Source organism: Stutzerimonas marianensis (assembly GCF_022810315.1).
Classification (GTDB): domain Bacteria; phylum Pseudomonadota; class Gammaproteobacteria; order Pseudomonadales; family Pseudomonadaceae; genus Stutzerimonas; species Stutzerimonas marianensis.
The window spans coordinates 1-3070 of record NZ_JALGRD010000026.1 but is presented as its reverse complement, the minus strand read 5'-3'; the positions used below and the strand labels follow the sequence as shown (position 1 = coordinate 3070).

General features: G+C 55.4%; 3 protein-coding genes and 1 pseudogene. 1 reads left to right on the top strand and 3 read right to left on the bottom strand.

Features of this window, described 5'->3' with window-relative positions:
• Positions 1-27: 27 nt before the first annotated feature.
• Positions 28-270, bottom strand: a pseudogene (locus MST27_RS22060) (heavy-metal-associated domain-containing protein); the annotation flags it as partial.
• Between the two features lie 92 nt (positions 271-362).
• Here MST27_RS22060 and cadR point away from each other — a divergent pair.
• Positions 363-767 carry a Cd(II)/Pb(II)-responsive transcriptional regulator gene (gene cadR, locus MST27_RS22055; RefSeq protein ID WP_003292662.1) on the top strand — a complete coding sequence of 135 codons (405 nt, stop codon included), beginning with the start codon at positions 363-365 and terminating at the stop codon, positions 765-767.
• Between the two features lie 122 nt (positions 768-889).
• Here cadR and MST27_RS22050 read toward each other — a convergent pair whose 3' ends face one another.
• Positions 890-1582 (bottom strand): ATP-binding protein, encoded by a 693-nt coding sequence (locus tag MST27_RS22050; RefSeq protein ID WP_243607994.1) that lies wholly within the window; start codon positions 1580-1582, stop codon positions 890-892.
• Between the two features lie 552 nt (positions 1583-2134).
• Entirely contained in the window at positions 2135-2809 is a 675-nt protein-coding gene (locus tag MST27_RS22045; RefSeq protein WP_008569962.1) for a heavy metal response regulator transcription factor, read from the bottom strand.
• Positions 2810-3070: the final 261 nt, after the last annotated feature.

The window sequence follows — 3070 nt, the reverse complement described above, 5'->3', positions numbered from 1 at the left end:
GGGTCAATTTTCCATCAGCGCCAACATTATGGGCTCAACGGCACTGTCATGCATGACATCTAACCGACGGTCCGACAGATCAAAAGTCAGCTTCCGAACTCCGTCCAAACCATTCAGCGCCAAGCGGATCATTCGCTCTTCTGATGGACAATCCATCTTGGGCACGGCGTAAACACTGACCCATTGCCCCGTCGTATCGGAAGGGTTTTGCACATCGGCATCAGCGGCTGGCGTCGCATCGCAGCCGCAGGGACCATCGGACTTGCTCATGATACGGCTCCACTTGAAATCGAAGATGGGATCATTAAAAGCCTTATAGCTACTATAAGGTCAATAACGCAGAGCCGATGAGGATTCACACGATGCGCATTGGTCAGTTAGCAAGGCTAATAGGGATTGATACACAGACGATCCGCTTCTATGAGCAGCAGGGCTTGTTGCCACCGCCTGATCGCCAGGCGAACGGCTATCGTGTCTACACCGAGAAGCATGGCGAGCGGCTAGCTTTCATCCGGCGCTGCCGAATCTTGAATCTGTCACTTCCAGAGATTCACGCACTCCAAAGCTACCAGGATGACCCTCGCCAGCCTTGTACGGCCGTCAATGCCTTACTCGATGATCACATTTCTCAAGTCAGATCCCAGATAACCGCTCTGCAATCACTCGAACGACAACTCGTTTCACTGCGGGCTAATTGCAACGATGGGCGGGAAGTTGAGGCTTGCGGCATTCTCGCCGGAATTAGCGAGGACGCATGCATTAAATGAACGGCGTTGGGGCTTGCGGGCCTGGTTACCCGGCCAACGCGCATGCCCTCGAAATGGTTGTTTGTCCCTGTGGTTTTTGCCCCTTCGTAGTGATGGCTGTCTCCGTGCGGTATCACTTTGAGTCAGGCCTGCCGAGGAAACGTGAGTTCAAACGTGGTCCGACCGTCTTTGCTGGCGACGGCCACGTGGCCTTTGTGGAGGTTCATCACTGAGCGGACAATCGCTAGCCCCAATCCTGCCCCGCGAGGTTGTATGCCGTTAACGCGGTAAAAGCGGTCGAACAGATGTGGGAGATGATCCGATTCGATAGTCGCGCCATGATTGGTGACAGCCAGCGAGACGATGTCTACGTCCTCCTCAAGGATCTTAAGTTCGACCGTACTGCCAGTATTTGAATGCCGCAGCGCGTTGGATAGCAGGTTGGAAATGGCCCGCTGGACCATAAGTCGATTTCCCAAAATCATGGCATCGCCTGTTACTGTCGTAGCGACTCCCGCTTCTTCGGCAAGGACTTCGAAGTATTCACATACGCGCCTCGCCTCGCTTCCTAAAGATAATTGTTCGAGCTTCAGTGCTGGGCTGGCGTGGCTGGCCTGGGCGAGAAACAGCATGTCTGACACGATTCGATCCATGCGTTCGAGTTCTTCAACCGACGACTCGATCACCTCCCGATAATGCTCCTTGCTTCGCTCACGCACCAAAGTCACCTGCGCCTTGCCTATCAGGTTGTTCAGCGGAGTTTTTAACTCATGANAGATCCTGTGTAGATACCTTAGTCGCCAAGGCCCGGAACTTGCGAAGCGGCCGCAAGCCATTTTGGGCGATTAGCCATCCAGCCAATCCGATCAATATCAGTAGCATCGGCACGGTCACTAAGGCCGAGCGCAGGAATGCAGCCACCAGCCGTTGATCGGCACTGCGATCTTGCGAAAGTAAAAGCGTCATTGGAGCCAGTCCCGGGACTTGGATTTGCTTGCGCCCGGTTAGCATCTGCACGCCATCTTTCGTTGTCCAGCCAAGATAGTCGCCGTCCCTGCTCACGAGATCCAGCTGCTGCGGCGCATTGGCGAATCGGCCGATACTGAAAATGGGTGATTTCGCTGTATCGCCGATGACCGTAATCGAAAGGTTGTCATGGCCGAGTACGGTATCGCTCAATGCGTGTTGCCAGGAGCGGCCCATACGGGCTTTGGTGTCTTCGAGGAGTCCATGATCGATCTGAGAGAGCTTGGCCGTCACTTCCTCCTGGGCGCGCAGTTCCAGTTGGCGCACCAGTACCCAGTAGCTCAGTGCAATCAGCAGCGCGACCAAAGCGGCGCCGGTCAGTGTGATTTGAAGCGCGAGACGCGATGCGAGGCTGAGTGGCTTCAAGGCCGCGCCTCCAGCACGTAGCCCACACCCCGGATGGTGTGTATCAGGCGATCGCCGAAGGGTTCGTCCACTTTCATCCGCAGGCGACGAATCGCAACATCCACCACATTGGTATCGCAGTCGAAATTGATGTCCCACACCATGGCAGTTATTTCCGTACGCGTGAGGACTTCGCCAGTCCGGCGCATGAGCAGATGCAATAACGCAAATTCTTTGCTGGTGAGGTCGATACGCTGACCGCTCCGGTAAGCCCTATGCCGGGCCGGGTCCAGTTCGAGGTCGGCTACACGCAGGTTGCTCGGAAGTGTGACTGCCTCGCCTCGCCGCAACAGTGTCCGGATACGGGCAAGCAGCTCGGGGAACTGGAACGGCTTGACCAGATAGTCGTCGGCGCCCGATTCCAAGCCGCGGACTTTTTGCTCTAAGCGGCCATTGGCAGTCAGCATGATGACGCGTGTCTGCTTACGCCGCCTGATGAGTTCGAGAACCTCCCACCCATCCATGGTTGGCAGATTCACATCTAGCAGCACGATGTCATAGTCGTTCTGCAGTGCCAGGTGAAACCCATCGAGGCCATCACTTACGCAATCGACCAAGTAACCACATTCGATAAGACCCTGCTGCAAGTATTCCGCAGCTTTGATCTCGTCTTCGACAACCAGGATGCGCATGTTTTGAGGTAACTCGGCAAGGAGGTGCGCGGTAAGCGGAACCAAAAAAATCCATGTAGTAACTAGGTCAAGACGAAAGCGGCTTGGCTCTAGCGTGAAAGGCAGAGGCGAAAAGATCTGCCCAGGGAAGCGGGAAGCACTTTAACGCGGTAAAAGCCCTGTGAGGGCTATCTTGCGAATTTGTAATCTACCGGTCATTTGGTTGACCCGCAGCGCGAGCGGGTGCACCAAACGAAAAAAGGCGCCCTGATGGGCGCCTGA

Coding starts and splice junctions, on each gene's coding strand:
- cadR (WP_003292662.1), top strand. CDS start 363: ATGCGCATTGGTCAGTTAGCAAGGCTAATAGGGATTGATACACAGACG.
- MST27_RS22045 (WP_008569962.1), bottom strand. CDS start 2,809: ATGCGCATCCTGGTTGTCGAAGACGAGATCAAAGCTGCGGAATACTTG.